Annotated in this window: 18 protein-coding genes; all 18 read left to right on the top strand. The window is 63.4% G+C overall.

What is annotated here, in order from left to right:
* Nucleotides 1-18: 18 nt before the first annotated feature.
* The 18 genes from QM712_RS19005 to QM712_RS18920 all read left to right on the top strand — a co-directional run bounded on the left by QM712_RS19005 (nt 19) and on the right by QM712_RS18920 (nt 23254).
* Nucleotides 19-453 carry a VOC family protein gene (locus QM712_RS19005; RefSeq protein ID WP_415024668.1) on the top strand — a complete coding sequence of 145 codons (435 nt, stop codon included), beginning with the start codon at nt 19-21 and terminating at the stop codon, nt 451-453.
* 10 nt (nt 454-463) lie between these two features.
* Nucleotides 464-1471, top strand: coding sequence for a C-terminal binding protein (locus QM712_RS19000; protein ID WP_415024667.1), 1008 nt, complete (start codon nt 464-466; stop codon nt 1469-1471).
* Nucleotides 1472-1544: 73 nt separating this feature from the next.
* On the top strand, nt 1545-2468 hold the full coding sequence (locus QM712_RS18995) for a dihydrodipicolinate synthase family protein (protein ID WP_415024666.1): 924 nt from the start codon (nt 1545-1547) through the stop codon (nt 2466-2468).
* Between the two features lie 47 nt (nt 2469-2515).
* Nucleotides 2516-3301, top strand: a complete 786-nt coding sequence (locus tag QM712_RS18990) for an SDR family oxidoreductase (RefSeq protein ID WP_415024665.1) — start codon at nt 2516-2518, stop codon at nt 3299-3301.
* A gap of 171 nt (nt 3302-3472) precedes the next feature.
* On the top strand, nt 3473-4207 hold the full coding sequence (locus tag QM712_RS18985; RefSeq protein ID WP_415024664.1) for a GntR family transcriptional regulator: 735 nt from the start codon (nt 3473-3475) through the stop codon (nt 4205-4207).
* Between the two features lie 250 nt (nt 4208-4457).
* Nucleotides 4458-5834, top strand: a complete 1377-nt coding sequence (locus tag QM712_RS18980; RefSeq protein ID WP_415024663.1) for an aminotransferase class III-fold pyridoxal phosphate-dependent enzyme — start codon at nt 4458-4460, stop codon at nt 5832-5834.
* Complete coding sequence (locus QM712_RS18975) at nt 5831-7336, top strand: NAD-dependent succinate-semialdehyde dehydrogenase (RefSeq protein WP_415024662.1); 1506 nt, start codon at nt 5831-5833, stop codon at nt 7334-7336. Before QM712_RS18980 ends, QM712_RS18975 begins: the two co-directional genes overlap by 4 nt.
* Before the next feature lie 138 nt (nt 7337-7474).
* Nucleotides 7475-8299, top strand: coding sequence for a cache domain-containing protein (locus QM712_RS18970; protein WP_415024661.1), 825 nt, complete (start codon nt 7475-7477; stop codon nt 8297-8299).
* Between the two features lie 156 nt (nt 8300-8455).
* Nucleotides 8456-9883, top strand: a complete 1428-nt coding sequence (locus tag QM712_RS18965; RefSeq protein WP_415024660.1) for a gamma-aminobutyraldehyde dehydrogenase — start codon at nt 8456-8458, stop codon at nt 9881-9883.
* Nucleotides 9884-9946: 63 nt separating this feature from the next.
* On the top strand, nt 9947-12148 hold the full coding sequence (locus QM712_RS18960) for an FAD-dependent oxidoreductase (RefSeq protein WP_415024659.1): 2202 nt from the start codon (nt 9947-9949) through the stop codon (nt 12146-12148).
* Nucleotides 12149-12198: 50 nt separating this feature from the next.
* Nucleotides 12199-15417: a heterodisulfide reductase-related iron-sulfur binding cluster gene (locus tag QM712_RS18955; protein ID WP_415024658.1), complete on the top strand. Its 3219-nt coding sequence runs from the start codon at nt 12199-12201 to the stop codon at nt 15415-15417.
* The gene (locus QM712_RS18950) at nt 15414-16379 is read left to right on the top strand and encodes an electron transfer flavoprotein subunit alpha/FixB family protein (protein ID WP_415024657.1); all 966 of its coding nucleotides are present in this window, start codon (nt 15414-15416) and stop codon (nt 16377-16379) included. The genes QM712_RS18955 and QM712_RS18950 overlap by 4 nt, the downstream gene beginning before the upstream one ends.
* Nucleotides 16380-16446: 67 nt before the next feature.
* On the top strand, nt 16447-17871 hold the full coding sequence (locus QM712_RS18945; RefSeq protein WP_415024656.1) for an amidase: 1425 nt from the start codon (nt 16447-16449) through the stop codon (nt 17869-17871).
* Nucleotides 17872-17902: 31 nt separating this feature from the next.
* Nucleotides 17903-19423, top strand: a complete 1521-nt coding sequence (locus tag QM712_RS18940) for an ABC transporter substrate-binding protein (protein WP_415024655.1) — start codon at nt 17903-17905, stop codon at nt 19421-19423.
* 25 nt (nt 19424-19448) lie between these two features.
* The gene (locus QM712_RS18935) at nt 19449-20366 is read left to right on the top strand and encodes an ABC transporter permease (protein ID WP_415024654.1); all 918 of its coding nucleotides are present in this window, start codon (nt 19449-19451) and stop codon (nt 20364-20366) included.
* A 7-nt stretch (nt 20367-20373) separates the two neighbouring features.
* Nucleotides 20374-21294: an ABC transporter permease gene (locus QM712_RS18930; RefSeq protein ID WP_415024653.1), complete on the top strand. Its 921-nt coding sequence runs from the start codon at nt 20374-20376 to the stop codon at nt 21292-21294.
* On the top strand, nt 21291-22292 hold the full coding sequence (locus QM712_RS18925) for an ABC transporter ATP-binding protein (protein ID WP_415024652.1): 1002 nt from the start codon (nt 21291-21293) through the stop codon (nt 22290-22292). Before QM712_RS18930 ends, QM712_RS18925 begins: the two co-directional genes overlap by 4 nt.
* Nucleotides 22289-23254 (top strand): ABC transporter ATP-binding protein, encoded by a 966-nt coding sequence (locus QM712_RS18920; protein WP_415024651.1) that lies wholly within the window; start codon nt 22289-22291, stop codon nt 23252-23254. The genes QM712_RS18925 and QM712_RS18920 overlap by 4 nt, the downstream gene beginning before the upstream one ends.
* The last annotated feature ends 154 nt before the right edge of the window (nt 23255-23408 follow it).

The following is a 23408-nucleotide window of genomic DNA, read 5'->3' as shown; positions in this document are numbered from 1 at the left end:
CGATATTTGGAGATGGATATGGACAGCGTGTTTGATCATACCGGATTCATCACGCCTTCGCTCGAAGGCTCGGTGCGGTTCTGGTCCGAAGTCATGGGTTTCGAGCCGAAGCCGAGCGTGGAGCGCAAGGGAGACTGGGTCGCGCCGTTCACGGGCGTGCCGGGCGCCGAACTCAAGATCGCCCATCTGTTCGGACACGGGACGCACCTTGAGTTCATCGAGTTCGGCGCAGCCGGAGGCCGGCAGGGCGAGCCGGTTGCGAACGACTGCGGGACGGGACATGTGTGCTTCAAGGTCCGCGATCTCGACGCCACCGTGGAGCGTATCCTGGCCGGCGGAGGCAAGCTTGCGGGCCGCATCACCACCATCACCGAAGGGGCGGTGGCAGGTGTCCGCGGTCTCTATCTGCGCGATCCCTACGGCGTGCTGATCGAGCTGCTCGAGCTGAAGTAAAGACGACGCGATGACGACTATCCTCTACACTGAATCCGTATTCACGGACCAAGCCTTCGAGACTGAGTTGTTCGGTCCCGGCGTCGAGATCGTACGCCGGAACGTCGGGCGGCTCGCCGATCTGGAGGATGACGTCTGCGCGCGAACGGAAGGGTTGATGCTGTTCCGGCACTTCCTGCCGGCAGCGGACCTCGCCAGGTTCCCGCGGCTGCGCGTCGTGGTGCGGATGGGTGTCGGCTATGATCGCATCGACCGCGCCGAGGCGGCGCGGCGGGGCGTCATCGTCTGCAACTGTCCGGACTATGGCACGACCGAAGTCGCCGATCACGCCGTCGCGCTGATGATGTCGTTGCGCCGGGGTGTGCTGCTGCATCACGAGGCGCAGCGCCGTGCGCCGGAGGCGGCGCCGTGGGCACCGATCGATGATCCGCTGGTACGCAGGCTGTCATCGCTCACCGTTGGAATCGTCGGCCTCGGTCGGATCGGCACCGCTGCGGCTCTGCGTTTCAAGGCGTTCGGTTGCCGCGTCTTGTTTTTCGATCCCGGCCTTCCGAATGGCGTCGAGCTTGCCCTGGGCCTCGAACGCGCATCCAGACTGACCGATCTTCTGCGCCGAAGCAACGTGCTCTCGATCCATGTGCCGCTGACGCGCGAGACCCGCGGGATGATCGGTGCGGACGAGATCGCGCTGCTGCCGCGAGGCGCGGTGATCATCAACACCGCGCGCGGACCCGTGCTCGATCTCGATGCCGTCGAGCAGGGCTTGCGCAGTGGTCAACTCGCAGGCGCCGGCCTCGATGTCCTGCCCGTCGAACCGCCGGTCGCGCCGCTGCCCGGTCTGCTGCAGGCCTATCGCGCCCGCGAGCCCTGGCTCGAGGGGCGCCTGGTCGTCACGCCGCATAGCGCGTTCGCCTCGCCGGAGGCGCATGAGGACATCAAGCGCAAATCCGCCGAGACGATGCGGGCTGTGCTGCTCGACAACACGCCGCAGAACGTGATTCCGCCCGAGGCGGAATGACCGCGCCGCATCTTCGCTCTTCGCCCTTCAATACCGCAGCCCCCATCATTCATGGGCATCTTGAGGACATTCGATGACACTCGACGCAACCGCCGCCGGCGTATTTCCGATTGCCCCGACTCCGTTTCATTCCGACGGCCGGATCGATGACGCGTCGGTGGACACGCTGATCGCCGGCTATCTCAAGGCCGGTGCCACCGGCGTGACCGTTCTCGGCATCATGGGTGAGGCTCCCAAGCTCGAGCCGGACGAATCGCTCGCCATCGCGGCGCGATTCATCAAGGGATTCGGCAAGCTGCCGGTGATCGTCGGCGTGTCCGCGCCCGGCTTCGCCGCGATGCGTGCGCTGTCGCGCGCGGTGATGGACAAGGGCGCGGCCGGCGTCATGATCGCGCCGGTGCCCAGCCTGCGCACGGACGACCAGATCACGACCTATTATCGTCAGGCGATCGAGGCCATCGGCACGGACATTCCGTTCGTGATCCAGGACTACCCCCTGACGCTGTCGGTGCAGATGACGCCGGGCGTCATCCGCCAGATCGTGCAGGAAAATCCTTCCTGCGTGATGCTCAAGCACGAGGACTGGCCGGGCCTGGAGAAGATCTCGACGCTGCGCCGCTCTCAGGCCGAGGGCTCGTTGCGTCCGATCTCCATCCTGACCGGCAATGGCGGCCTGTTCCTCGACTTCGAGATGGAGCGTGGCGCGGATGGCGCGATGACGGGCTATGCGTTCCCGGAGATGCTGGTCGAACTCGTCAAGCTGCACAAGGCCGGCCGGCGCGATGACGCGCACGACCTGTTCGACGCGCATCTGCCGCTGGTGCGCTACGAGCAGCAGCAGGGTGTCGGCCTCGCGGTCCGCAAGTACGTCATGATGAAGCGCGGTCTCATCGCGTCGGACGCGCAGCGCAAGCCGGGCGCAGTCCTGTCGGGCAAGGCACGCGAGGAGGTCGACTATCTGCTGCAGCGGCTGAGCCGGACAGGGCACGCGTTCTAGCGCGCTTGCTGCCAGCTCGGAGACGCGGGTCGTTGAAAGGTTAAGACATGGATCTCGGATTGAAGAACAAGACCGCGCTGGTGCTCGGCGCGGGTGGCGGGCTCGGCAGCAGGATCGCGGCGACGCTTGCCGCGGAAGGTGCGCAGGTCGCGCTCGGTGATATCGATCTCGAGGCGGCGGCGAAGGCTGCCGCGGCGATCACTGAGGCCGGCGGTCGCGCGCTCCCGCTGAAGATCGACCTTGCGGACATCGCGGCCCTGGACGGACACGTCACGCGGATCGAGGCAGAGCTTGGTCCGGTCGACGTGCTCGTCAACAACACCGGCGGGCCGCCCCCGACGCCTGCGGCAGGACAGGATGTCGCCCTCTGGGCGAAAAGCTTCGAGCAGATGGTGTTGTCGGTCATCGCGCTGACCGACCGCGTGCTGCCGAACATGCGTGCGCGCAAATGGGGACGCATCGTCACGTCGACGTCGTCGGGTGTCGTGGCGCCGATTCCCAATCTCGGCATTTCCAACGCGTTGCGGCTGTCCCTGGTCGGCTGGTCGAAGACGCTCGCGCGTGAAATCGCGCGGGACGGCATCACCGCGAATATCGTCGTTCCAGGGCGGATTGGAACGCCGCGCATCGCCTTCCTCGATGCACAGAAAGCCAAGCGCGAAGAGCGGGGCGTCGAGGCGGTCGTTGCCGAGAGCACCGCGTCCATTCCGATCGGGAGGTACGGCGAACCGCAGGAATACGCGAACGTGGTGGCCTTTCTTGCCAGCGGCGCCGCATCCTACGTGACCGGTTCGGTGATCCGGGTGGACGGCGGCCTCATCACGAGCGTCTGATCCTGCCGGCGCGAGTTAGTTCGCGTGCTTGACGAGGCGGCGGCACCGGCGTTGCCGCCGCCAGCAACCGAATTGTACTACACTTCCGAAAGCGGGTATCGTAATCTCACCCGGTAGGGTTCGCGGGTCGATGTGCAACATCGGCCGGTGGACGACCATGTCGGATTTGAGATGACGCCTTCGCGAGACCATGCGCCCGTAAACGACATTCGCGACATCGTGGTCAAGAAGACGACCGCCGCCCAGCAGGTGGCGGATGGGCTCTCCGAACTGATCCTGTCGGGCAAGGTAACCCCCGGCCAGCGTCTTCGCGAGGCCGCCATCGCGGCGGAGCTGGGAGTGGCCCGCAACACGATGCGCGAGGCGATCCGGCTGCTCGAGATCGCGGGTCTGGTGCATATCGAGGTCAATCGCGGCGTCGTTGCGATTTCTCCGACGCCGGAAAGTCTGAAGAGCCTCTATAGCGCCAGGCTGGTGCTCGAAACGAGCGCGGTGCGCGACCGACGCGCGAAGCACCATGTCGAGCACGTGAGGCAGGCTTATGATCGACTGATCGCTTCCGCGAAAACCAGGGATGTGGCCGCGATTGTTCGCGACGATCTCGCCTTCCACGCGGCGATAGTCCGCATGCTCGACAGTCCGCGGATCGATCATTTCTACGATCAGCTGGTGCGGGAGCTGAGGTTCTATCTTGTCTATCTCTGCGTCCAGGACAAGGAGTTCGAAAGATCCGCCGGGGTCGTCGACGAACACTATCCAATCATGAAGGCGCTCGAGGAAGGCAGCGCCAAGGCCGCGCGCGAAGAGATCGAAAAGCACATCGTGGCGAACCACAATCGCGTCGGCGAACTCATCTTCAAGAACCTGAACGGCACGTCCGTGCTGGTGGACAGCCTCGACCGGTAGCGACGATCGTTGGTCGATGGGCTGCACTCGCGAAGCAGGGCTCATCCGGCGGAAAGCGACGGTGTAGGTCTCGCTGGTGGCCCTTCGACACCGCCGGGGTTTCGCGCGGACGATCCTGACAAATTCAAGATAGGGCCACGATGAGGCTTCGGCGCTTCCCTGGGCTTGGGCGGCGTGGTCCTTGACGGGCCATGCCGAAATCTGTACATCCGCCTAAAGTGTACTACAGTTGTACAGAAGGGCAGTCTCCATGGCTCAATCTCTCGCAGAGCTGGACAAGAACCATCTCATTCACCCCCTGATCTCATGGTCCAGGCATGAATCGCGCGGCCCGACGATCCTCACATCGGCTTCGGGGGTTCACGTCACCGACAGTGACGGCAACACGTTCATCGACGGCTTTTCCGGGCTGTGGTGCGTGAATGCCGGCTATGGCCAGCAATCCATCGTCGATGCCGTCACCGAACAGATGAAGCATCTCGCGTATGCGACGGGCTACTATCACTACAGCAGCGAGCCCACCATTCGCCTGGCTGCGCAATTGGCGAAACTGGCGCCGGGCAATCTCAACCGGGTCTTCTTCACCCTCGGCGGTTCCGACGCCATCGACAGTGCGATCCGCTTGATCCGCTACTATTTCAACGTGACGGGCCGCACCAAGAAGAAGCATATGATCGCTCTCGAAAAGGGCTTTCACGGTTCATCGACGATGGGCTCAGGCCTGACGGCGCTCTCGCCCTTCCACGTCGATTTCGATGCACCGACGCCGCTTCAGCATCATATCCCCTCGCACTACGCGTACAGAAATCCCGCCGGCGAGACCGCGGAGGCGATCATCGCGTCGTCGGTGGCTTCCCTGAAGGCGAAGGTCCAGGAACTCGGCGCGGAAAATGTCGCGGCGTTCTTCGCCGAACCCGTGCAGGGCGCGGGCGGCGTGATCGTGCCGCCGGATGGCTGGCTGAAGGCCATGCGCGACGCTGCGCGCGATCTCGGAATTCTGTTCGTCGCAGACGAGGTGATCACCGGCTTCGGGCGTACGGGAACGATGTTCGGGTGCGAATACGATGGTGTGGTTCCTGATCTCATGACGGTCGCGAAGGGCCTCACGTCGGGCTATCTCCCGATGGGCGCGTTGCTGATGTCCGAAGAGATCTATCGCGCCATCGCGGACAATGTGCCGGATGGTCGGCCGGTCGGGCACGGCTTCACATACTCCGGTCATCCGGCGAGCGCCGCGGCCGGCTTGGCGGCCCTGCGGCTCTACACCGAAGGGGGACTTCTGGAGAATGGCCGAAAGGCGGCCGACAGGTTCATCGCGCGCCTCAACGGCCTGAAGGATCATCCGCTGGTGGGAGACGTTCGGGCCAGGGGAATGCTCGCCGGTGTCGAGCTCGTGACGGACAAGGTCAACCGGACGAAGCCGGACGGGGAGCTCAAGCTGGGCGATCATCTCGTCAGGCTCGGCTTCGAGAACCGGGTCATCTACCGCACCTTTCCCGACGGGGTCGTCGGATTTGCCCCGCCGCTTTCATGCACCGAGGACGATGTCGATGTGATCGCCGATCGCTTCACCAAGGTGCTGGACGGCTTGTTGCTGATCAACGAGGTACGGGCGGCTTTGGCATGAACGAGATCGTGAAAGACCGCGCGATGACGCCGCTACGAGCTGTCGACAAGCTGCGCGATCCGACGTTGTTCGTCGAGCGCGCCTTCGTCGGTGGCGCATGGATCTATGCGGACGACCGCGGCACGCTCGCCGTCACCGATCCCGCCACGATGTCGGCCATCGGCTGTGTCCCGTCGCTCGGCCGGCAGGAAACCCGGCGGGCCGTGCAGGCAGCAGCCGATGCGTTGCCGTCCTGGTCCGCGCTGACCGCGGCGGCAAGGGCTGGCCTTCTGGAGCGATGGTACGATCTGATCATCGCGAATATCGAGGACCTCGCGACGATCATTACGCTCGAGCAGGGCAAGCCGCTGGCCGAAGCCCGTACCGAGATTCGGTACGGCGCGAGCTTCGTGAAATGGTTCGCGGAAGAAGCCAGGCGGGTCTACGGCGAAACCATCCCCGCCAACGAGAGCGATCGCCGTATTTTCGTCTTGAAGCAGGCGGTCGGTGTCTGCGCGGCAATCACGCCGTGGAATTTTCCGATCGCGATGATCACGCGCAAAGTCGGCCCGGCCCTGGCGGCGGGCTGCACCATCGTGGTCAAGCCGTCCGAGCTCACGCCATATTCGAGCCTCGCGCTTGCGGTGCTTGCCCAGCGCGCCGGCATTCCCGACGGGGTTCTCAACGTGGTGACGGGGCTTCCGGAAGGCATCGGCAGCGAGCTCACGAGCAACCCGACCATCCGGAAGCTGTCGTTCACGGGTTCGACCAATGTCGGACGAATCCTGATGCGCCAATGTTCGGAGACGATCAAGCGCGTGAGCTTCGAGCTTGGCGGCAACGCCCCTTTCCTGATTTTCGATGACGCCGATGTCGACCTGGCCGTCGCCGGCCTGATGGCGAGCAAGTTCAGGAATGCGGGACAGACCTGCGTCTGCGCCAATCGAATCCTTGTTCAGGATGGCATCTATCCTGCACTTGCGAAGAAACTGATCGAGGCCGTTGCGGCGCTGAAGGTCGGAAGCGGCTTCGATTCCGATGTTGCCGTCGGTCCGCTCATCAGCCGGGCCGCGGTCGAGAAGGTCAATCGCCACGTCGCGAACGCGATCGAGGGCGGAGCGAAGACTTTGCTCGGCGGCGCGTCCGGCCGGGACGATCAGTTCTGCGCACCGACGATCCTGGGCGATGCGACGCCGGATATGCTCCTCGCCCGCGAGGAAACCTTCGGCCCCGTCGCGCCGTTGTTCCGATTCAGCGATCCGAAGGAAGCCGTCCGTTTCGCGAACGCGACGCCGTTCGGGCTGGCATCCTATGTCTACACCTCGTCCTTGAACCAGGCCTTCGCGGTCGGCGAGAAGCTCGAATTCGGCATGGTCGGGCTCAATACCGGCAGCGTCTCGACCGAGGTCGCACCGTTCGGCGGCATGAAGGAGTCCGGCATCGGGCGAGAGGGCTCGCGGCACGGTATCGACGAATATCTGGAGATGAAGGCGCTCCATCTCGGCGGAGTGCCGTCACTCTAGGGCGCGATGATCCGCGAAAAGGCAGGTCTGGGAAGGTCGCTGCCCGCCTTGCGGATCAAGGCTTAGCTCCCCGCCGCATATTCAACGCAGCATGCACCTCCGCAATGGCGTCCGTTGACAGCCGCGAACGCCGTTGCAATGCTGCAGCCATTCGGAGCAGAGGAAATCCGGTCGGAGGATCCGGCCTGTCCGAATTCTGCGAGCAGCCGTATCGGGGATGCCATGAAGCGTGATGGTTCGGTCAATTCGGTTCTGACCAGTCGGCTGGAAAAGTCCGTCTGCCAGACGATCAATCGCATCTTCCAGATCTGCGATCAGTTGTCCCAGGTCGTCGTGAGCGATCTGGAGAAGCTGCCGGGCGATCAATACAGGTTGCCGGATATCAAGAACCTGTATGCATCGGTGCAGAAGGCGTTGAGTGCACCAAACGCTCCCGTCTACGGTGTTGGATTCGCGGCCAATCCGAAGGTGTTTCTCGAGCCCGGCCTGCTCTGGTGGTACGCCGCGCCGGCCGGCGAAAGATTGCAGCCGCTGAACGTCAGCATGCAGGAAGGCAATCTGACCTACTACGACTACACTGTATCGCACTGGTGGCGCGGATCTCAGGGCGACGAAAAGCCTCACCTGTTCGGGCCCTTCGTCGATCACAGCGGAACGAACGCCTATGTCGTCACCTTCAGTCGCGGGGTTTTCATCGGCGACAAGCAGGTCGGGCTCATTGTCGGCGACGTGCTCGTGGGCACGCTGCAGGCACTGTGGCAACGGGAGTTGTCGGCACTTCCCAAGCCGAGCAGTCTCGTCGACGAAGAGGGCGTCGTCGTCGCAACGAACTCCGCGCGCCTGCTTGGCGGTGTCTTGCGCAAGGTCTCGGGATCGGTCGCGCTGCCTGTGAAAGGCGCGACGTGGCGCGTCGTTGTGCAGTCTGCGAGCACACCGCGGACAAGAGGAAAAAAAGCCGCATAACGCGCGCGATCCCTCCGGGTGCCGAGTCCGGAAGCGCCTACTTTTTGAACGCTTCAAAACCTTTGACATATAGTGTTATATGTTTTAGCTTTTCGACGTTCGGTCTTTCGGGGCGCTGCGCCGGTCGCGCGCGCTTTTGATCAGGGAGTTGCAACGATGCAGACGCAAATGCTTATCGGATCGCGGGCAGAGGCGGGCGCGGGCGCGCCGTTCACAGTCCTCAATCCCAGAACGGGCGCGAAGCTCGCGGAGATCCCGGAAGCGTCGATCGAGCAGGTGGGCATGGCCGTTCAGGCGGCCAAGACCGCGTTCGAAAGCTGGTCGCGCACCACGCCTGCCGCCCGCTCCGCGGCGCTGCTGGCGATCGCCGACAGCATCGAGCGCGACGCCGACAAATACGCCAGCCTGGAGGCGATCAACTGCGGCAAGCCGAAGCACCTCGTGCTTCGCGACGAGATGCCGGCGATCGTCGACTGCTTCCGCTTCTTCGCGGCGGCCGTGCGGTGCATGACCGGCCCGGTGGCCGGCGAATATCTCGAAGGCCACACCTCGATGCTGCGCCGCGATCCGCTCGGTGTCGTCGGCTCGATCGCGCCGTGGAATTATCCGCTGCAGATGGCGGCCTGGAAAATCGCGCCCGCGATCGCCGCAGGCAACACGCTGGTGTTGAAGCCGTCCGAATTCACGCCGCTGTCGACGCTGCTGCTCGCGCATCAGGTCGCTGGCGTGTTGCCGCCGGGCGTTCTCAACGTCGTCTTCGGTCGCGGTCCCTCGGTCGGCCAGGCCCTGATCAGTCACCCCGACGTCGCGATGGTGTCGGCGACGGGCAGCATCGCCACCGGCGAGCACGTTCTCGCCGCGGCCGGCAAGCCGATCAAGCGGACGCATCTGGAGCTCGGCGGCAAGGCGCCCGTCATCGTTTTCGACGATGCCGACCTCGAGCAGGTCGTCGAAGGCATCAAGGTGTTCGGATATTACAATGCCGGGCAGGATTGCACGGCGGCCTCGCGCATCTATGCGGGCAAGAAGATCTACGACAAGCTCGTCGCCGACCTTTCGTCCGCGGTGAAGGGCATCAAATACGACGCCGAAGACGATGCTGCGAACGACATCGGGCCGCTGGTGTCGGCCCAGCACCGCGATCGCGTCTCGGCGTTCGTCGACAGAGCCAAATCCCTGAAGCATGTCTCGATCGCCACGGGCGGAGAGAGCGCATCCGGCGCCGGATACTATTACGTTCCCACGGTCGTCGCCGGCGCGCGGCAGGAGGACGAGATCGTTCGCAAGGAAGTGTTCGGCCCGGTCGTCTCCATTACCCCGTTCTCCGACGTGGACGAGGCCGTCGCGTGGGCCAACGATTCCGACTACGGCCTGGCATCGTCGGTCTGGTCGAAGGACGTGAGCAAGGGAATGGCGACCGCCGCGCGTCTGCGCTACGGCTGCACCTGGGTGAACACGCACTTCATGCTCGTCAACGAGATGCCGCATGGTGGACTGAAGCAGTCCGGATACGGCAAGGATCTGAGCATGCACGCTCTGGAAGACTACACCTTCATCCGCCACGTCATGGTGAAGACCGGCTAGGCGGACGCGGTCTTCCCACTTTCATCTTCGGCTCTACTGCCAGCTTTCTGAAAAGAGAGAACAATGTCGCGCGACTCCAAGTACGATATCCTCTTCGACAAGATCTCCTTCGGCCCCAAGACGTCGCGTAACCGGTTCTGGCAGACCTCGCACTGCACCGGCTACGGCTCCGAACGCCCGGGCACGCAGGCGTTCTTTCGCGGCATGAAGGCGGAAGGCGGGTGGGGTGTCGTGTGCACCGAGTTCTGCTCGATCCATCCGGAATCGGACGAATACCCCTTCACGTCCGCGCGGCTCTGGGACGAGGGCGACGTCAAGAACCTCGCCAAGATGTGCGACGAGGTGCATCGCCACGGTTCGCTCGCCGGCGTGCAGCTCTGGTACAACGGCATGCACTCGCCGACCGCCGAGTCCCGCGAAGTGCCGCGCGGTCCATCCGGATTCCCGTCGAACGTGTTCCCCGAGAGGACCGTCTACGATTCGATGGCCGACGAGGACGACATCAAGGCCTTCATCAACATGTACGTGCTGGCGGCGAAGCGCGCCGAGCAGGCCGGGTTCGACGTCGTGGAGATTTCCGGAGCCGACAGCACGCTTCCGCTGCAGTTCCTCGAGCAGCGCTACAACCAGAGGACCGACAAGTACGGCGGCTCGCTCGACAACCGGGCGCGTTTCTACATCGAGCTGATGGGCGCCGTGAAGCGCGCGGTCGGAGACCGGCTCGCCGTCACGACCAGATACGAGATCGATACGGTCAACGGCGACCACCGCATGCAGTATCACGACGAGGGCATCCGGTTCGTGCAGCTGATGCACGCCGAAGGCGTGTGCGATCTGTGGTCGGTGAAGATCGGCGACTACGAGGAATGGGGTGAAGACGCCGGCAGCTCGCGCTTCCGCAAGTCGAACTGGATGCGTCCCTTCATCATGGACGTCAAGGGCGTCGTCGGCAACATTCCGGTCGTCAGCAACGGGCGCTTCACCAGCCCGGACGACATGGTCGACGTCATCCGGTCCGGCCAGAGCGACATCATCGGTGCCGCGCGCCCGTCGATCGCGGATCCCTTCCTGCCGAAGAAGATCGAGGAGGGCCGCCCCGAAGACATCCGCGAGTGCATCGGCTGCAATATGTGCGTCTCCCGCATGCAGCAGCAGGCGCTGCTCTACTGCACGCAGAATGCGACGGCGGGCGAGGAGTATCGCCGCGGCTGGCATCCCGAGAAATTCGAGAAGACCAAGAAGCCCTGTTCGGTCCTGATCGTGGGGGCAGGCCCCGCCGGCATGGAATGCGCCGTCGTCCTCGGCAAGCGGGGCTATGACGTGCATCTGCGCGACAAGTCCCCCGACCTCGGCGGTCATTGGAAGGACGTCATCCGCTATCCCCGCTGCTCCGAATTCGCCCGCGTCATCACTTATCGTCAGATCCAGCTGTCGAAGCTCAAGAACGTCGAGGTGCATCTCGGCATCAACGAGATGACGACCGACGACGTCTTGACCTACGGTGCCGACAAGGTCGTGATCGCGACCGGCGCGAACTGGTCGACCATCGGCCTGGGCGCGGAGGTCCATCGTCCGATCGCCGGCGCCGATGCATCGCTTCCCAACGTCCTGACGCCGGAGCAGATCATGGCGGGCAAGGATGTGCCCGGTCGCAAGGTCGTGGTGCTCGACGGCGACGGCCACTTCACCGGCATTGCGATGGCGGAGTTGATGGCCGACCTCGGCAAGGAGGTGACGTTCGTCACCAACATGCACGACATCGCGGCATTTTCGCTCTTCACGATGGAGATGGCGAACAACAAGCGCCTGCTGTACTCGAAGAAGATCAAGCACATGACGAACCATTGGGGCCACGCCTATCGCGACGGCAAACTCCAATTGTTCTATCTGTACAAGGACACCCCGGAACTCATGGAAGGGGCGGATGGAAAATGGGGCCGCCGCTTCGGCGAGGAGCTGGTCGAAATCGATTGCGATGCTCTCGTCCTGGTGACGTCGCGCAAGCCCAACGACAAGCTGTATCGGGAGCTGATCGCGCGGCGCGGGGAGTGGGAGCAAAACGACCTGTCCGGCGTGTATCGCATCGGCGATTGCCATGCGCCCCGGCAGCTCATGAATGCGATCTTCGACGGTCATCGCATGGGCCGCGAATTCGACTCGGCCAATCCGCAATATCCGCTGCCGTGGATCCGCGAGCGGCAGATCTGGGGCGCGACGACCTACCCCGTGCTCGGAGACGCGCGCCCGATCGTCGAGAGCATCTGATCCGCTGAGAACAGGGAACGACGTCCTCCATCGGAAAGGTTGAAGGCGAGGTGCAGACCCGCGAGATATTCTGGTCGATCGGCTCTTCCGGCGTCGTCATCTTTTACGTCGTCGGATGCCTCGCGATGGCGGCGTTCGCCTATGGCGTCATTCGTCACGTCGTCAAGTACAGCCGCGGCCGGTCGCTCAAGCAGCCGCTCGAGATATGGAACGGCGTGCGGCGCATGCTGTCCGATCTGGGCTCGCATCGGACCTTGAGGCGCCGGGACCGCTGGGCAGGCATCGCTCACCACGCCGTGTTCGTGGGGTGCCTGACCGCCGCGCTCGGCACCACGATCATCTTCATCGACTACGACATCGTGCGTGCCATCTTCGGTCAGCAGTACTGGCGAGGCTATTACTACCTGATCTCCAGCCTGCTGCTGGACATCGGCCATCTCGGTCTGGTCGCCGGCCTGCTCTACCTTCTCGTGAGAAGGGCGATGTTCCAGCTGCCCAAGCTGGACTATGTCAGGCGCTATCGGGGTGAGACCGAGCTGCGTCCTCCCGCCACGATCTGGCAGCTTGAGGACTGGGCGTTTCTCCTGTCTCTCCTCGCCATCGAGCTGAGCGGCTTTCTGCAGGAGGGCGTCCGGCTTCTGATGGACCAGCCGCCGGCATTCGACTGGAGCCCGGTCGGGGCGGCCGTGGCCAAACTGCTGTCGATCGCGGGTCTGTCCCGGGACCAGGCGGCGCAGATACGTCTGTCTAATTGGTGGATCCATGGCGTCCTGGCACTGGCCTTTACCGCGGCCATTCCCTGGTACAAGGCCAAGCATATCATCGCCGTCGTCGGCTCGCTCGCGCTGCGAGACGAGAAGCCCCTTCGCCGTCTTCCAAAGGAGAACGCGCCGCCGCCGGATGCGGGCGACAGGCCGGTCGGCATCAAGAAGATCTCCGACCTGTCGTGGAAGGAGATGCTGCATCTGGATGCCTGCACCAAATGCGGCCGCTGCCATGATGCCTGTCCGGCGAGAACGGGAGGCGCCCCGCTCAGCCCTCGCGACGTGATCTTGGATCTGCGCACGCTTGCCGATGACGTCGGCGGCCGCGACCTGGGCGATCGTTCGAACGTCGGAAACACGATCGCCCCCGAGACGCTGTGGGCATGCATGTCCTGCGGCGCCTGCCAGGAAATCTGTCCGGTCGGCATCGAGCATCCCTCGCTCATCGTGCAGATGCGGCGCAACCTGGTCGACGCGGACGTGATGGAGCCGCAGCTCAGGAAGACGTTCGAGGCGATCGGGTCGACCGGAAACAGCTTTGGCGAACCTTCGCGCAAGCGTCCCGACTGGATCAGGGATCTGAAATTCCGGATCAAGGACATTCGCAAGGATGAGGCGGAATTCCTCTGGTTCGTCGGCGACTATGCCTCTTTCGATCCGCGCAACCAGAAGGTCAGCCGAACCTTCGCCGAGCTTCTTCATTCTGCGGGTGTCGACTTTGCGCTGCTGCACGAGAGCGAGTGGACCGCGGGCAATGACGTGCGGCGTGCCGGCGAAGAGGGGCTGTTCGAGGCGCTGGTCGACCACAACCTCGGAAGCCTTCGCGAGGCCAAGCCCTTCCGCAGGATCATCACGACCGATCCGCACAGCTACAACACGCTCAAGAACGAATATCCCGAATTCGGCGACGTTGCGCCGATCGACCATTATTCCACCATCCTGCTGGAACTGCTCGAAAGCGGCCGATTGAAGGTCAACCGGCCGCTCAAGAAGAAGGTGACCTTCCACGATCCCTGCCATCTCGGAAGGTTGAACAAGGGCTACGAGCCGCCGCGCAAAGTTCTCGAAGCGATCGGCTGCGAGCTGATCGAGATGCCGCGCAACCGGGACAATTCGTTCTGCTGCGGGGCAGGCGGTGGGCGCATCTGGATACCGGACACTCCCGGAGTGGCCAAGCCGTCGATCTCGCGCATGCACGAAGCGGCGGCACTCGGCACCATCGATGTTTTCGTAACTTGCTGTCCGAAGGATCTCACGATGTACGAAGATGCGCGCAAAACGAGCGGGCACGAGCAGAGTTTCAAGGTCGGAGACATCGCGGAGCTGGTCGCCGAGGCTGTCGCGCGCAAGAACGAGCCCGGCTTCGATCTGCCGCAGCTGACCGAACGCATCGTCGATGCGATCGCGAAGAGAATCGGCGATGTCGTGAATGCGCGGATTCAGGATGCCTTCGCTTTGCTGCCGGCGCGGGCGATCGTCGAGCAACCGTCGCTGCCACCTCCGGAACAGATCGCGGCGCCGGCTGTGGCGAGCGCTGCAGGCCGGAGCGAACCTGCGCCGGATCCGGTGCAGGCCGAGCCATCGCGCAGCACCGCCCCGACCGCTCGCGATCAGGCCGTCCCTGCGCAGGACGCTGCCGTCACGCCGGTCGTCACACTGACGCCGATGGATTGGGATACGCTGGCGCCGATTGCGAAGGCCGATCTGCCGCGCTACGAGGTTCCAGCGGCCGCAGGACCGCGGCTCCTGGTGGCCGTCAAGCATGTGGCCATCCTCGGCGAGGAGAGGGAGCTGACCGGCGACGGCCGTGATGTGCTGCCTCACCTGCTCGAGCATGGGTTGAACGAATGGGACGACACCGCGCTGGAGTACGCTCTCGCCGCGGTCGAAGGGATCGGCCAGGGCGAAGTGGTCGTCGTCACGATCGGCGATGAGGGAGCGGAAGCGACGTTGCGGAAGGCGCTGGCGAAAGGCGCTCACCGTGCCGTGCGCGTCTCGCCGGCGGCGGCCTCTTCTGATCCCATCGTCATATCGAGCATGCTCGCCGGCGTCGCCGACATCGAGCGGCCCGATCTGATCCTGTGCGGCACGCAATCGAGTGATCACGCCAACGGATCGACGGGCGCGGCTCTGGCGCGCATCTTGCAGCGTCCCTATGCGACAGTCGTGGTGGAAGCAAACTGGAATGGACTTGACCGGATCGAAATTGCGCGCGAACTCGAAGGCGGTACGCGCGAGCGTCTGTCCTTGCCCACGCCAGCGGTCATTGCCGTTCAAAGCGGCATGAATACGCCTCGATATGCGACGATGCGGATGATCAAGGAAGCGAAGCGGAAGCCGATCACTGTCGTCGACGGGATAGACAGTGGCAGCGTCGGCGGCGCTGTCGTCCGCCGCATGTTTGCGCCACCCGTGACGAAGGCCGAAATGTTGACGGGCAATGCCGATGCCGTCGCCGAGTTCGTGGCGAATATCGTGCGCAAGAAGGTTGGAGCGCGGTCGTGAGCGGGATTCTGATTGTTGCCGACCAGTTCGAGGGCGCTCTCCGTGATATCACGCGCGAGATCGTCACGGCCGCGGTCGAACTGAAGAGCCAATGGGGCGGCAAGATCAGCCTCGCCATCGTCTCGGACGGGAGCGAGGGCGCTGCGGCCTCGGCAAATCTCGAGGGTGTGGACGAGGTCATTGTCTGCAACGTCGGCTCGAACCATTTCGATGCCGGGATCTACGAGGAGGTCACCTGTGCGCTCGGCGCCGAGCTGCGGCCGAGCCTGATCCTGTTCGGTCACACCTCCAACGGCATGGCATGCGCGTCCGGAGTGGCCGCACGGCTCGGCTCCGGCTTTTCGAGCGACGTCTTCGGGCTGAAGATCGAAGAGGGCGAACTGGTCGCCACGCGCGCCGCCTACGGCAACAAGCTCTGCATCGATCTCTCATTTCCCGGAAAGCGCGTCGTCGTGCTGACGATGCGGGCCGCGACGTTCAAGGCCGCGAGCGCGACCGGCGCCGCCAGGATTGTGCAGCGTGATTTCGATCCGTCGCAATTCGCGCAATCCTCGACCCACATCGAATACGTCGTGCCGCCCGCCAGTAATTTCGACGTCAGTGCCGCGGATTTCATCCTGGCGGTCGGCCGGGGTGTCGGCGAAGAGAAGAACCTGCCGCGATTCATGGAGCTCGCCACGAAGATCGGCGCTACGTTCGGCTGCTCGCGTCCCATCGTCGATGCGGGCTGGCTGCCGAAACCGTATCAGATCGGACAATCCGGTAAGACCGCCAGCAACTGCAAGCTCTACATCGCGCTCGGGATCAGTGGTGCGGTACAACATCTGCACGGGATGAAACATGTGGAAACGATCGTGGCGATCAACACCGACCCCGCAGCGCCGATGTTCAACGTCGCGACCTATGGCGCTGCGCTCGACATCTTCGCGTTTGCGGACGCACTCGAGCGCCGCTTCAATTGATCGCGGGTTTAAACATTGACAACTAATCTTATAGCTTTACGCTTGAAATGTGAGGGGAGTGTGTACGATGCATGACACGCAGTTGGTCGATCTTTCCGCTACCGCAGTGGTCACCCTCTTGCGGGCCCGTAAAGTGTCACCGCTCGAGGTGGTCGATGCCGCGATCGAGCGGATCGAGGCCGTCGATGGGCAGGTCAACGCCCTTCCGGTGCGCATGTTCGAAAAGGCGCGGGAAGCGGCCAAGCAGTTCAAGGCGACGGAAGCCGCCGCCGAGCCCGGATGGCTCGCAGGCCTGCCGATCGCGATCAAGGAATTCAACGACATCGCCGGTGAGCGGACCACCTATGGATCGCGACTGCTCAAGGACGTGGTGGCAACCTCGAACGATCTGACGGTCCGTAACTTCCTCACGAGCGGCGCTATCCTGATCGCGAAATCGAACGTGCCGGAGATCGCCGGGGCCAATACGTTCAACCCCGTCTACGGGGCGACGAAGAACCCGTGGAATTTGAAGATGTCCGCCGGTGGCTCTTCGGGCGGCTCGGCCGCGGCGCTCGCCTCGCGAGAGGTTTGGCTGGCGAACGGCAGCGATCTGGGAGGCAGCCTGCGCATCCCCGCCAGCTATTGCGGAGTGGTCGGGCTTCGTCCGAGCGTCGGTCGCGTTCCCCGGCCGGCCGCCGATCTGCCGTTCGATCCTCTCACGGTTGAAGGACCGATGGCGCGCAGCGTCGCCGATCTGGCGCTGATGCTGGACGCGCAGAGCCGCGACGGGCACCGGGATGCGCTCGCGCTGCCGCGTCCCAAGACGCCGTTCGTCGATGCCATCGCGCGTCCGCGGACTCCGACGCGTGTCGCGTATTCGAAGGATCTGGGCCTCTCCCGCAACGTCGATCACGAAGTGGTGGAGATCACCCGTGCTGCGGCCCTGGCATTCGAATCCGCCGGATCGATCGTGGACGACGTCGTGCCGGACTTCGCCGGCAGCATCGATTGCTTCCAGACGCTGCGTGCGCTTCTCCTCGCGTCGATGCGGCGTGATCTGCTGTCAGGTAACCGTGAACTCATCGCGCCGGAGATCGTCTGGAACATCGAGAAGGGCCTCGCCCTGACGGCCGATCAGATCGTCGACGCGGAACAGGCACGTGCGCGCGTTTTCGCGTCCGTCGCGGAGTTCTTCGACCATCACGACGTTCTGGCATGCCCGACCGTCGCACTGCCTCCGTTCCCGGTCGAGCAGCGATATCCGACGTCCATCAATGGCGAAGAGCTGTCGACCTACATCGACTGGATGTTCCTGACCTTCTGTCTCACCGTGACCGGCTGTCCGGTGATCTCCATTCCTTGCGGCCTGACGAAGAGCGGGTTGCCGGTCGGCATTCAGCTCATGGGGCGTCCCGGCGGCGACTTCGAGCTCCTGTCGATCGCGAGCAAGTTGGAAGAGATCCTCAACCTGAACATCGGGCTTGGCGTGGCCAACCCGGCGACGAAGTAAGCGAATTCATATTTCATCGGGAGCTGAACAGATGCGAAAATACATCACGCCACTGCTGCTTGCGGCCGCACTTCAGGCCGCTCCTGTCACTGGGGTCTCGGCCCAGCAGTCCGCCAATACGCTGCGATGGTCGAGCGAGGCCGCGCTCGCGGTGGTCGATCCTTATTTCACGGCGAGCCGCGAAGGTGCCATCATCGACGCGCAGCTCGTCTGGGACACCCTGGTGTACCGCGACCCCGAGACCGGCGACTACAAGCCGCTGCTGGCAAAGAGCTGGAAATGGGTCGACGACGTGACCCTCGAATTCGAGCTTCGTGACGACGTCAAGTTTCACGATGGCAAGCCGCTGACGTCGGATGACGTGGTCTATACGTACAACTACGTCGCGAATCCCGCGAACAAGGTGAACGTCCAGAGCAACGTCTCCTTCATCAAGGAGGCGGTCGCCACCGGTCCTTATGGCGTGCGTCTTACGCTCAAGCGCCCGTTCCCCGCTGTTCTCGAATACGTCGCATCCGTGCACGCGATCCTGCCGAAGGATTTCTACGGCGCGGGTGGCGTGGCGGGCGGCAACGGCCGTCTGGTCGGCACGGGTCCGTACAAGATCTCGCAATTCGTGCCCGGCAACACGGTCGAGCTGACGCGGACCGGCACCTACTTCAAGGACTCGCCCAAGGGTGATCCGAAGCTCAACGTGATCGTCTACAAGTCGATACCCGACATGTCGACGCAGATCGCGAACCTCTTGAGCGGAAATCTCGATTGGATCTGGTACGTGCCGAAGGACCAGGTCAAGCCGCTGCAGGCGCAGAAGAACATCACCGTGGTCCAGTCCGAGACGATGCGGATCAGCTTTCTCGCCTTCAACCTCCGCGACAAGCCGGGCGGAAATCCGCTGAAGGATCTGCGCGTGCGGCAGGCCATCGGGCACGCGATCGATCGCGACCTCATCATCAAGGAGATCGTCGGAGGCGGCACCAGCGTGCTGAAGTCGCCTTGCTACAAGACACAGTTCGGTTGCGGCAAGGAAGGTACGCAGCTCGCCTACGATCCGGCCCTGGCGAAGAAGTTGCTCGCCGAAGCCGGCTACGCCAAGGGTTTCACGCTCGAGCTCGTGTCCTACCGAAATCGCGACTGGATCGAAGCGATCGCGGGATTCCTGAATGAAGTCGGTATCAAGACCAATGTCTCGGTCTTGCAGTGGCCGAGCGTACGGGATCGCATGGTGAACAACACGCTCGATCTGTACATGGGCGATTGGGGCTCGTACGGCGTGAACGACGTGTCGGCGGTGTACAACGCCTTCTTCCTGCAGGGGCCCGATGATCTGGCCCAGGATCCCGAACTCGCCAAGGTTCTGCAGGAGGCGGTCGGTACCACGGACAAGGCGGTGCGGAAGGAGAAATACGACTTCGCGAGCGACCGGGTGCAGAATCAGGTCTACTGGTTCCCGCTCTGGCCGAATCCGATCACCTATGCCTATCGTTCGGACCTTCAGTTCCGTGCCTATCCGGACGAGAACCCTCGCTTCTTCCAGTCGTCCTGGAAGTGATTAGCCTGCATCCGCGATAAATCCGATGCTGCTCTATCTGATCAAGCGTCTCGGACTTGGCCTCGGGGTGATGCTCGCCGTCTCGCTCGTCACGTATGCGTTGACGAACACGGCGGTCGACCCAGCCCGGGCCATCGCGGGTGAAGCCGCTACCGAACAGGACGTGCAAGCCATCAGGGTCGCGTATGGTTTCGACCGACCGGTTGTCGAGCGATACGCGATTTGGCTGCATGGTGCCGTCACGGGCGACCTGGGCATGTCCTATCGTCAGAAGAGACCGGTCTTCGCGGTCGTGGGTGAACGTCTGCCGGTCACTCTCAAGCTCGGCTGTCTCGCCTTCATCATCGCACTCGCGCTCAGCATCCCCCTGGGGATCCTGGCTGCGTTGTACCAGGGAACCTGGATCGACAGGTTCGCCCTGGCGCTTGCCATCATGGGGCAGGCGATTCCTTCGTTCTGGCTTGCCCTTCTCGGTGTGGTTCTGTTCAGCGTCACGCTCGGATGGCTGCCGGCTTCGGGAGCTTCCGGCTGGACGAGCTTCCTGATGCCTGCCGTCGTCCTCGCATATTACGCCACGCCGACGATCATGCGTCTCACGCGTGCCGGCATGATCGACGTGCTGCACGCCGACTACATTCGGACGGCGCGAGCCAAGGGTCTTTTGCCGCGCACGATCATCTTCAAGCACGCATTGCGGAACGCCTTGCTGCCGGTGGTTTCGATCGCTGCGGTTCAGCTCGGATACATGCTCGGCGGTTCCGTCGTGATCGAGACCATCTTCGCCATGCCGGGGATCGGATATCTGGCCTGGGAATCCATCTCATTGTCCGACCTGCCGGTCGTGCAGGCCATCGTGCTGGTCGTGGCCGCGTTCTACGTCGTTCTGACGACGTTGTCCGACGTGCTCAACGCCTGGCTCGATCCGAGACTCCGGACGTCGTAGGGAAACCATGGTCCAGAACGTCGCAAGCGTGAGCCCCCTGCCGCCGATGTCCGTCACCCGGTATCGACGCGTCGTCGCGCTCGCGCGGAAGAACCCCAGCCTGACCATCGGCCTGATCGGCCTCTCGATCATCGTGGCCGCGACCTTGCTGGCGCCGTTGCTGACCAGCTACGATCCCTATGCGCAAAGTCTGGCGAGCAGGCGTATTCCGCCGTTCTGGCACATGTGGATCGACAACAATCCCAAGGCCGGATTTCAGCATTGGCTCGGCACCGACAAGCTGGGCCGCGATTATTGGGCGCGCATCCTCTACGGTGGCCGGATCTCGCTGCTGATCGGGTTCACGACCGTGGTGATCTCCGGTCTGATCGGGTCGACCCTCGGGATCTGCGCCGGCTATTTCGGCGGCCGGGTCGATGCGGTCGTGTCTTTCCTGGTGTCGGTGCGCTTGTCGATGCCGATCATCCTGATCGCCCTGGCCGTCGTCGCCCTGCACGGAAGCTCGCTCGAGATCATCATCATGGTGCTCGGCCTGTTGCTGTGGGACCGGTTTGCCGTCGTCCTGAGAGCGGTGACGCAGCAGGTGCGATCGAAGGAATATGTGACGGCCGCGTATGCGGTCGGCTGCTCGCGCCTCAGGATCATCCTGCAGGAGGTGTTGCCGAACGTTCTCAACCCGCTCATCGTCGTTGCGACGATCGAGATCGCCAACGCCATTCTGTTCGAGGCGGCGCTTTCGTTCCTGGGTCTCGGTGTGCAGCCTCCGTTGCCGTCCTGGGGGCTCATGCTGGCCGAGGGGAAGAGCGAGGTGTTCTTCGCGCCCTGGATGATCGCCATTCCCGGGACCGCGCTGTTCGTCCTCGTCCTGACGGTCAACCTCTTGGGCGACGGTTTCCGTGACGCCTTCGCCAAGGAAACCCGGCTATGAACGCCTCGGATCAAGTGCTTCATCAAGCCGTCCTGAGCATAGAAAACCTGAAGGTGTCGCTGCCGTCGGACGGCCGGCCGCTGCAGCCCGTGCGTGGCGTGAGTCTCGAAGTCAGGGCGGGGCGTACGCTCTGTATCGTCGGCGAATCCGGATGCGGCAAGTCGATGACGGCGATGGGCATCATGAAGCTCCTGCCGGAAAGCGCCTCGATTTCGGCGGACCGGATCGACCTGGCCGGCCAGGATCTGTCGAAGCTCGACGAGAAGCAGTTCCGGGAACTCAGGGGCGATCGCATCGCCATGATCTTCCAGGATCCGATGACGTGTCTGAATCCCGTTCTCACGGTCGGCGAGCAGATGACCGAGGTCTATCTGCGGCATCGCCGCGCCACCAAGGCGCAGGCGCGCACGCGGGCCATCGAATTGCTCGAACAGGTGGGTGTCACCTCGGCCAATCGTCGATTGGCGCAGTACCCGCATGAACTGTCCGGCGGCCTGCGCCAGCGCGTGATGATCGCGATCGCATTGATGTGCGATCCCAAGGTCCTGATCGCGGACGAACCCACCACGGCGCTCGACGTCACGGTGCAACTTCAGATCCTGCGGCTGTTGCGGGAGATCCAGCAGCGCACGGGCCTGGCGATCGTGCTCATCACGCATGATCTCGGTGTCGTCGCGCATGTCGCGCACGACGTGGTGGTCATGTACGCCGGCGAAATCGTCGAGCGCGGCACCTTGCAGTCCGTTTTCGCGAATCCGCTGCATCCCTACACGCGCGGCCTGATGGACTGCATTCCGGTGCCAGGAAAGATAGAGCGCGGCTCGAAGCTCAACTCGATTCCGGGGCTCGTGCCCAGCTTGCGCGAACTGATCGTCGGCTGCGGATTCCGGCAGCGCTGCCGATTTGCCCGCGAAGCTTGTTCCGATCCGGTGGCGCTTCGCGAGGTGCAGGAGGGCAGATGGGTGCGTTGCATTCTGGAAGAGCAAGACCTGTCATGACCGAGTCCGTCGCCGCGATCGAAGTCAGAAACGTCTCGCAGCTCTACGAGGTGAGCTCCGGCTTCTTTTCCAGCCGGGAGCTTCGCGCGCTCAATGACGTCTCGCTCCGGGTTCCCAAGGGAGCGGTGCTCGGCATCGTGGGTGAATCGGGTTGCGGAAAATCGACTCTCGGACGGGTGCTGCTCGGTCTCCTGAAGCCCTCGTCAGGTGACGTCCTCGTTGACGGGCAGCCGCTTTCTTCCTTCAGTCGGCTAAGCCTCGCGGCGCTGATGCAGCCCGTCTTTCAGGATCCCTATTCGTCCTTGAATCCCAGCAAGCGAATTCGGGACATCGTCGGCCTGCCTCTGAGCGTGCACAAGCGCCCGAGGTCGGACGAAGGCGGCCCGGTCGTGGAGCAGTTGATCCGGACAGTGGGGCTTGGACCGCATCATCTCGATGCATATCCGAGCCAGCTGTCGGGAGGGCAGAGGCAGAGAGTGGCGATTGCCCGTGCTCTCGTGGTGCAGCCGGAAATACTGATCTGCGACGAGCCGACCTCGGCGCTCGACGTTTCGGTCCAGTCGCAGATCCTCAACCTGCTCATGGAGCTGCAAGCACGCCTGAAACTCACCTACGTGCTCATCAGCCACAATCTGGCCGTCGTCGAGCACATGGCCACGCATCTGGCGATCATGTATCTGGGGCGCGTGATCGAGACCGGCGATGCCGCGAGCATCTTCGAGTCACCCAAACATCCCTATACGCAGGCACTCGTCGCTGCCGCTTTGCCGCCGATTCCCAGCGAGGAACTGCCGAGCGCGCTTCCCGGCTCTTTTCCGAACGCACTCGATCCCCCCAGCGGATGCGCCTTTCATCCCCGTTGCAAGCACGCGATGCCACGCTGCCGCAGCGAGCAGCCATCGCTGGAACAGCACGAGCAGACGGCTGTGGCGTGCTTTCTCTATTCCGAAGCCGCTTCATAGGCGCGATTTCGGCGATGCTCTGTTGCCGTTCGAGCGGCCGGTTCACCGCTCGCGGAGACGGAAACCAAAGTGATCTCGGCGAACGTTAGAACCTGTCAATCCGTCCGGCGCTTACGCCCCTTCGCGACGCGTAGCTATGGAAATCAGCCAGCTT

The sequence above is a fragment of the Bradyrhizobium sp. genome (assembly GCF_047605465.1).
In the GTDB taxonomy this organism is placed as follows: Bacteria; Pseudomonadota; Alphaproteobacteria; order Rhizobiales; family Xanthobacteraceae; genus Bradyrhizobium.
Note: the sequence above shows the minus strand (reverse complement) of the source record. Positions and strands in the feature narration are given on the sequence as shown.

What these genes read in the sequence shown, in the direction of transcription:
- QM712_RS19005 (WP_415024668.1), top strand. Translation starts at nt 19, where the DNA reads ATGGACAGCGTGTTTGATCATACCGGATTCATCACGCCTTCGCTCGAA.
- QM712_RS19000 (WP_415024667.1), top strand. Translation starts at nt 464, where the DNA reads ATGACGACTATCCTCTACACTGAATCCGTATTCACGGACCAAGCCTTC.
- QM712_RS18995 (WP_415024666.1), top strand. Translation starts at nt 1,545, where the DNA reads ATGACACTCGACGCAACCGCCGCCGGCGTATTTCCGATTGCCCCGACT.
- QM712_RS18990 (WP_415024665.1), top strand. Translation starts at nt 2,516, where the DNA reads ATGGATCTCGGATTGAAGAACAAGACCGCGCTGGTGCTCGGCGCGGGT.
- QM712_RS18985 (WP_415024664.1), top strand. Translation starts at nt 3,473, where the DNA reads ATGACGCCTTCGCGAGACCATGCGCCCGTAAACGACATTCGCGACATC.
- QM712_RS18980 (WP_415024663.1), top strand. Translation starts at nt 4,458, where the DNA reads ATGGCTCAATCTCTCGCAGAGCTGGACAAGAACCATCTCATTCACCCC.
- QM712_RS18975 (WP_415024662.1), top strand. Translation starts at nt 5,831, where the DNA reads ATGAACGAGATCGTGAAAGACCGCGCGATGACGCCGCTACGAGCTGTC.
- QM712_RS18970 (WP_415024661.1), top strand. Translation starts at nt 7,475, where the DNA reads ATGCTGCAGCCATTCGGAGCAGAGGAAATCCGGTCGGAGGATCCGGCC.
- QM712_RS18965 (WP_415024660.1), top strand. Translation starts at nt 8,456, where the DNA reads ATGCAGACGCAAATGCTTATCGGATCGCGGGCAGAGGCGGGCGCGGGC.
- QM712_RS18960 (WP_415024659.1), top strand. Translation starts at nt 9,947, where the DNA reads ATGTCGCGCGACTCCAAGTACGATATCCTCTTCGACAAGATCTCCTTC.
- QM712_RS18945 (WP_415024656.1), top strand. Translation starts at nt 16,447, where the DNA reads ATGCATGACACGCAGTTGGTCGATCTTTCCGCTACCGCAGTGGTCACC.
- QM712_RS18940 (WP_415024655.1), top strand. Translation starts at nt 17,903, where the DNA reads ATGCGAAAATACATCACGCCACTGCTGCTTGCGGCCGCACTTCAGGCC.
- QM712_RS18935 (WP_415024654.1), top strand. Translation starts at nt 19,449, where the DNA reads ATGCTGCTCTATCTGATCAAGCGTCTCGGACTTGGCCTCGGGGTGATG.
- QM712_RS18930 (WP_415024653.1), top strand. Translation starts at nt 20,374, where the DNA reads ATGGTCCAGAACGTCGCAAGCGTGAGCCCCCTGCCGCCGATGTCCGTC.
- QM712_RS18925 (WP_415024652.1), top strand. Translation starts at nt 21,291, where the DNA reads ATGAACGCCTCGGATCAAGTGCTTCATCAAGCCGTCCTGAGCATAGAA.
- QM712_RS18920 (WP_415024651.1), top strand. Translation starts at nt 22,289, where the DNA reads ATGACCGAGTCCGTCGCCGCGATCGAAGTCAGAAACGTCTCGCAGCTC.